7 protein-coding genes are annotated in these 6,749 nt (G+C 70.1%); 2 read left to right on the top strand and 5 right to left on the bottom strand.

Annotated elements, in window-relative coordinates:
- The first annotated feature begins 74 nt into the window (after nt 1-74).
- Nucleotides 75-536, top strand: a complete 462-nt coding sequence (locus AD72_RS23095; RefSeq protein WP_156365339.1) for a hypothetical protein — start codon at nt 75-77, stop codon at nt 534-536.
- 48 nt (nt 537-584) lie between these two features.
- The gene (locus AD72_RS23090; RefSeq protein ID WP_051898917.1) at nt 585-1,301 is read left to right on the top strand and encodes a VC0807 family protein; all 717 of its coding nucleotides are present in this window, start codon (nt 585-587) and stop codon (nt 1,299-1,301) included.
- On the opposite strand, the gene AD72_RS23085 is transcribed toward AD72_RS23090, so the two are convergent.
- The 5 genes from AD72_RS23085 to AD72_RS23065 form a co-directional block, all read right to left on the bottom strand.
- On the bottom strand, nt 1,292-2,818 hold the full coding sequence (locus AD72_RS23085) for an ArnT family glycosyltransferase (RefSeq protein ID WP_063890789.1): 1,527 nt from the start codon (nt 2,816-2,818) through the stop codon (nt 1,292-1,294). The two genes, AD72_RS23090 and AD72_RS23085, sit on opposite strands and share 10 nt — an antisense overlap.
- Nucleotides 2,819-2,885: 67 nt before the next feature.
- On the bottom strand, nt 2,886-4,160 hold the full coding sequence (locus tag AD72_RS23080; protein WP_156365337.1) for a cytochrome P450: 1,275 nt from the start codon (nt 4,158-4,160) through the stop codon (nt 2,886-2,888).
- Nucleotides 4,161-4,280: 120 nt separating this feature from the next.
- Entirely contained in the window at nt 4,281-4,751 is a 471-nt protein-coding gene (locus AD72_RS23075) for a hypothetical protein (RefSeq protein WP_031468656.1), read from the bottom strand.
- Nucleotides 4,748-5,401 (bottom strand): TetR/AcrR family transcriptional regulator, encoded by a 654-nt coding sequence (locus tag AD72_RS23070; protein WP_051898915.1) that lies wholly within the window; start codon nt 5,399-5,401, stop codon nt 4,748-4,750. Before AD72_RS23070 ends, AD72_RS23075 begins: the two co-directional genes overlap by 4 nt.
- A 49-nt stretch (nt 5,402-5,450) precedes the next feature.
- Nucleotides 5,451-6,713: a nucleotide disphospho-sugar-binding domain-containing protein gene (locus AD72_RS23065; protein ID WP_031468654.1), complete on the bottom strand. Its 1,263-nt coding sequence runs from the start codon at nt 6,711-6,713 to the stop codon at nt 5,451-5,453.
- Between the last annotated feature and the right edge of the window lie 36 nt (nt 6,714-6,749).

Genomic DNA, 6,749 nt, shown 5'->3' with positions numbered 1-6,749 from the left:
CTCGACCCGGGTCGAGAACATCACCGACCGCCGACCGACGCGAAAACCCCAGCGCAACGCCTAACTTGATGGTCATGACAACGACGAAAACCCCCTCCCCGACCAAAGTCCCGCCGCCGCCGGCCTGGAAGCTCCTGATGGTGCCCGTCGGCCTGACCATGCTGATCGTGGTCGTCGTCTTCGTGACCACGCTCTTCCAGGCCGATGCCCTGGTGGCCAGCGCACAGGCGGCCGACCCCTCGGCACCGCACGGCGGCATCCTCGCCCAGGTGTGGGGCCGGGTCGCGTTCGGTGTCCTGCTCGCGGTGAGCTGGCCGCTGGCGCTGCGGCAACTCGGCCGCGGCAGCCTCAAGGTGTACGCCAGGTGCCGCAGGGTCGCCATCATCGCCGCCGTGCTGCTGCTGGCCGTGACCCTGTTCGACAGCGGACCGAGCTGGCTGCAGATCGCCCACGGCCTGCTCGCCCTTTCCGAGATCGGTATCTTCGCCGCCGCCATGCACCCCCAGATGCGGGCCTGGTACGCCAAGAACCGCTGAACGAGGCAGCACAGTCCGGTTGACCATCCTCGCCACCGGGAGCACCGCATGACCACCACACGGACCACCGCCGCGCCCCCGCAGCAGTCGGGACGGCAGACGCTGATCAACCTGGTGACCGACCTCATCCTGCCGGTCGTTCTGTACTACGTACTGCGCAGCACCGGGATGGGGATCTACGCGAGCCTGCTGATCTCGGCCGCCATCCCGGCGGCGATCGCCATCGTGCGGCTGATCCGCACCCGCCACATCGACGGGCTGGCCGTGTACGCGGTCACGGTGATGGTGCTCGGCGCGATCGTGTCACTGATCGCCGGGAGCCCGCGTTTCATGCTCGCCAGGGAGGGCTGGCTGACCGGGTTCACCGGCCTGTGGTTCCTCATCTCGGTCGGCTTCGGGCGCAGGCCGCTTGCCTTCCTCTACAGCCGCCCGTTCCTCGAGGGGCGGCTGACCCGCCGTGGGGTGCCCGGCGACTGGGATCAGCTGTGGACGCAGCTGCCGGGCTTCCGCCGGATCTGGCGGATCGCCACCGTGATGTGGGGCATCGGGCTGCTCGGCGACGCGGTGCTGCGCGTGCTGATGGCCTACACCCTCCCCGTGGACACGGTCCCGGCGCTCAGCACGCCGCTGTACACGGTGACCTCGGTCGTGCTGCTGTTCGCCACCAACATCTACTACCGGTTCGCCGGACTGTTCGACGGCCGCTCGGCGCTGTACGCGTCCTTCCGCGATCCGGGCGAGCAGTCGGCAGCGGATCACGGGTAGGCGCTGAGATGCCGGTAACCGGGCCACAACTGCGCCCAGGGCCGTTCGCGGTCCCGGCAGACGGTGATCGGCCTGCCCTGCTCGGGATTGTCGATGCCCAGCCCGTTGTCCACGGTGCCCACCGTCCGGCAGGAGCCGAAGCCGGCGGCGAGCCGGGCCTTGTCCTCGCCGATCGCGATCACCACGCGGGCCGATTCCGGCGGCGGGCCCCACTCGTACAGTTCGTTGTGTCCACTGTAGACCGGAGGAAGGCCGTGACCGTACCGGTCGAGGGCACCGGCCTCGGCGAAGTTCTGGGTCAGCAGCACCGCGCCGGAGCGGTCCGCCTCGGGCAGCGCCCGATAGGCCGCCTCGGTCTGTGCGGCCAGCTGCTGCCAGCCGACATCCTGCAGCGACCGGCCGGAGCGCTGGAACTTGTGGAAATCGCTGAGCGGGATGACCGGCAGCGAGAGCATCACCTGCAGCGGGAAGCCCAGCACCAGAAGGATCACCAGCAGCGCGAGGCGCAGACGCCCACGCCCGGCCCAGCGATCGGCGGCCACGCACCCCGCGGCGAGCAGCATGACGAGCAGGCCCGCGGTGTAGTCGGGCCGGCCACCGTCCACGAGATAGGTGGCCGCGGTGGCCAGCACGTAGCCGATTCCCAGTGCCCGCAAGGGTTTCCACTCCGGCACCCGGAACAGCCGGACCAGTCCGATCAGGCAGAGCACGAACAGGATCGGCCCGAGGAGCAGCACCAGGTTGGTGAAGAACATGGCGCGGTAGACCGCACCGTCGGTGGCACCGAGCGCCTGCGCCATGTGCAACTGCGGAAAATCGTGCGTCGCCTGATAAATCAGGTTCGGCGCGGCGAGCACCAGGGCCAGTCCGGCGCCCAGGTACAGCCACCGGTCCGCGAACACCTTGCGCGGTCCCGCCAGTAGCAGACCGACCAGCAGCGCCGCGATCAGCAGCAGCACGATGTACTTCGCGTACAGGGCGAGACCGAGCACGAGCCCGGCCCAGCACCACCACTTGCCCTGCTCCCGCAGCAGCGCCCGGAGCACGCAGACCAGAACGGCCGCCCACGCCACGGTGTCCAGGCTGTTGGTGACGATGTAGTGGCCGATGTTCAGGCTCAGAGCCGAGCTGGCCACCGCGAAAGCGGTCAGCGTCTGCCCGCGCCGGGATCCGCCCAGTTCGGCGGCGATCATCGCGCCGAGCACGGTCAGCGCGGCCGCGCACAGCATCGCGGGTACCCGGATCGCCCACACGCTGTCCCCGAACACCGCCATCGCGGTGCGGACGAGCATCGGCAGCAGCGGCGGCTGGTCCACGTATCCCCAGGCGGGGCCGTGTTTGCCGAGCAGCCGGAAATACAGTTCATCGGGCAGGTACCCGTACTGGTTCGCGAAGGCGATCAGCAGCGCGACCAGACCGGCCGCCACCACCAGCACCGGCAGCCACGCCACCGCGACGGCTCGCGGCGCCCGCACCGGCGCGATCTCGGCCGGTACTTCCGTTTTGACAGACGTCATCATCAAACCCCAGCAGCTCATGGGCCGGTCGGTTCCCGGCCGGCCCGGTTCGGTGAACCTCGCCGGCTCAGTCCCGGCTGTCCGGCAGCATCCGCAACGGCAGATGCCGGGCGCCGAGCACGTTGTCCTGGTGCCACCACAGTTCGACGTCCCTGCGGACCTCGACCTCGGCGAACCGTTCCAGCATCAGCTCCATCGCGATCTTGCCCTCCATCCGCGCCAGTGAGGCGCCGAGGCAGTGGTGGATGCCGTGCCCGAAGGCGATCTGCGGTGTCTCGGAACGGTTGGGGCGGAACACATCCGGGTCCGCGAACACCCGCTCGTCCCGGTTCGCGGACAGCAGCCACAAGTGGATCACCGCGTTCTCCGGCAGCTGCTCCCCGCAGAGCTCGACCGGGGCGGTGGTCACCCGCTCGATCGCCAGGAACGGCGGCCGCAGGCGCATGGTTTCCTCGAGCACCGCGGGAATCCGGGACGGGTCCGCGCGCAGCGCCGCCCATTCACCGGGCGCGGTGTCCAGGCACAGCAAGGTGTTCCCGAGCAGCACGGCCGTGGTGACGTGCCCGGCGAGCAGCAGCAGCGCGGCGAAGTTGATGGCTTCCTGATCGGTGAGGGTGCGGCCGTCGACCTCGGCGCTGACCACGGTGCCGATCAGGTCCTCCGCCGGCTCGGCCCGCCGGATGTCCACCCTCCCCTGCAGGTAGTCCCGCATCTCCAGGATGGTGGTGTTGAGCCGTTCCGCGCCCTTTTCGTCGTCCATCCGGTCGGTCAGGAGGCAGTCCGCCCATTTCTGGAACCGGTCGAGATCGGTGAACGGGACACCGAGCAGTTCGGCGATGACGGTGACCGGGAGCGGATTGGCGAAGGCATCGACCAGATCGACCTCGACGGCACCGTCCGCTTCCGGGGTGCGCGCGGAGATACCGTCCAGCAGTTCGGTGGCCAGTTCGGTGATCCGGGGGCCGAGATCGTTCACCCGCCGCGCGCTGAACGCCTTGGTGACCAGCCGCCGCATGGTGCGGTGCGCGGGCGGATCCATCAGCAGCAGGGTGCCCGGCGGCGGGGATTCGGCACCGCCACTTGGCCGGGTCACCGTGTCCGAGGAGTAGGTCACGGGGTCGGCGACCACATCGAGCAGATCGGCGTGCCGGAACAGGTGGTAGTGGCCGCGCTCGTCCTGCCAGATCGGCCCCGCGGCGCGCCGGGCCCGCAACCATTCCAGAAGCGTCGCGCCCCCGTCGGTCTCCACCGGTGGTGGTGTGCCGAGTGCCAGCAGGGCATCGGGATCGGTGGCGATGCTGGCACCGACGCCGAGCGGACTGGCCGTGCCGGATGAAGTCATGACGCTCCCTGAAATGTCGACCGAGTCGTTCATCGCAGAACAACACGGACGATGCGGGAGCTCGAAGCTTCGGCGGTGGTTTCTAGTGGAACACCGGAATTCGGCCGCGGGGCGACCGGATCAGTAGACGCCGCGGCGCCTGCGTGGCTGCTGGCGCCAGGCCGGGAACACGGCATCGACCTCCGGGCGGCGGATGACGTAGACCGCGCCGAGCAGGAGCAGCACCTGCACCGCTTGCACACCGCGCATCCACAGCGGGTACCCGCCCGGATAGATGACCATGACCAGCAGGGCGGCCAGGCCGATGAACACGCAGCGGTTCAGCCCCTGCAGCGCGATCCCGGTGCCCGGCCTGCGCGGGTTCACCTGGAAGGCGAGCACGAGATAGAGCAGCGACAGCGCGGCGAGCGGGCCGACCCGCATCCAGGTCCAGGTCTCCGACGGGGTGGCCGCGAAGAAGGCGCTGAGCAGCAGGATGATCGCCAGGATGGCGTGCACCGTGAGCAGCCCGCGCAGCCGCCCCTGCCATGGGCTCCAGCGGGCGAAGGCCTCCGGATCGGAGGGATCGCAGCGGTAGCTCGGGAAGGTCATCGCGAACCTCCTGGGTCGGGAACGAAACGCAGTGATCGCTCGAACAGATCGGCGATGCGGGGGCCTTCACGGGAGAGGTCGACGGGATGCGCGGACCCCTCCTCCTGCACCCGGGCCGCGGTCGCCGTACGAATGGCACCACGCACCGCGCGCGCGACCACTCGCGGGTCGAGCGGGTCCGGGATACCGAGTTCCTCCTGGGCACCGGCGACCAGTTCGGCGACGATCCGCACGCTGACCGCCTCGATGTCCTCCTCGGTGGACTCCACCCGCGTCCGCCTGCCGGAGGAGATCTCGAACAGCGCGGCCATCTCGGCGGTGTGCCCGGCGATGTATTCCAGCGAGGCCTCGATGTAGGCCCGCAGGGCGGCGAGCTTTCCGGGCGCCCCGCGCACCCTCGGCCCCACCTCGGCCTCGGCACCCGCCAGGACGGTCGTGCGGACCTCGGCCATCAGATCGGCCTTGCTGTCGAAGTAGTACGAGATCATGCCGACACTGCTCAGGCCGGCGGTCCGGGCGATCTTGCCCAGCGAGGTCTCGGCGTAGCCGAGTTCGGCGAGCGTGCTGATCGCCGCCCGCACGATCTGATCCCGGCGGGCGACCTCGGTGAACGTCCGCTCCCGCATGGCCGCGCCGTTGTCCGCGTGCATGTGCTGATTTTAGCATGCATCTCCGAATATTTGCATGGTCATACAAGAATCAGTAGGACGTGACGAGCTCTTCCAGCTCGTGCACCACATCGGCCGGGGTGGGCATGGCGGCCACCTCCGCGGCGAGCGCGCCCGCGGCCTGCGCGGCCCCGGAACCGGGCGCGAGCAGCTTGTCCAGCGCGTCCCGCACGGTGTCCGGCCGCGCCTCGGTGTGGTGGAAGAACCGGCCCGCCCCGCTGCGTTCGTAGGCCTGCCCCCGGACCTCGTTGTCGGCCAGCGAGGTGGACACCATGAGCTGTGGCACCCCGGCGGCGAGCGCGGTGGCGAAGGAACCGAACCCACCGTGGTGCACGATCGCCGAACAGCTCGGCAGCAGCAGATGCAGCGCGACCGGATCGACGAGGCGCGCGTTCCCGGGCACCGGACCGGCCGCGCGCACCGCCTCCTGCTGGGCGGGCAGCAGCGTGGCCACCACCTCGAAATCGGCGTCCGCGCACGCCCGCAGCAGCGTGGGCACCGAGAGGTAGTCGGCGCCGTAGCTCTCGGCGTTGGTGGTGCCGAGGGTCAGGCAGACCCGCGGCCGCTCGGCAGGGGCGCGCAGCCAGTCGGGTGTGCTCGCCGGGCCGTTGTGCGCGATGAACCGCATCGGGAGCTCGACCAGATCCGAGGGCAGGCGCAGCGGCGCGGGCAGCAGGTCGATCGTGGCGTGCCCGTCGGAGATCACCTCGTCGTATTCGGCGCCGAACCGGGCGGCCGCCGCGCCGAGCCACGCGGCGAGCGGGTCCGCGTCCCGGGTCACGGGATCCTCGGTGCGCAGCCTGCGGAAGGTGCGGCGGCTGCGGCCCCACACGTCGGCGCACCACAGCAGGCGGACCTGCGGCACGTTCGCGATGTGGGCGGCGAGCCCGCCCGCGAACGCGATCGGGTCCCGCACGACAAGATCGGGCCGCCAGTCGCGGACCAGGTCCACCAGATCGTCGACCATGTGATCGTTGTAGAGGGCGAACCCATACGGCACACCCACCTCGTACCGCTCCAGCAGTTCCGGCCAGCTCACCTCGCCCGGCTCGCAGCGGCTCCAGTTGGTGGTGGGCTCGTCCTGGGTTTCCGGCGGGGCCTCGGCCATGAGTTCGTGGATGATGCCCTCCGCGCTCAGCGGGGCAGCGGTCAGCCCGACCTGGTGCACCGTCGGTACGAACGACGGCGGCGCGGCCACCCGCACCTCGTGCCCCGCGGCGATCAACGCCCAGGCCAGTGGCGCCGCGCAGTAGAGGTGGGACCGTTCTGGCAGGCCTGCGAACAGCACGCGCATGCTGGATTCTCCTTGTCTCGTCACGAATTCAGGGCG

It is taken from the genome of Sciscionella sediminilitoris (assembly GCF_000737195.2).
GTDB lineage: Bacteria > Actinomycetota > Actinomycetes > Mycobacteriales > Pseudonocardiaceae > Sciscionella > Sciscionella sediminilitoris.
Note: the sequence above shows the minus strand (reverse complement) of the source record. Positions and strands in the feature narration are given on the sequence as shown.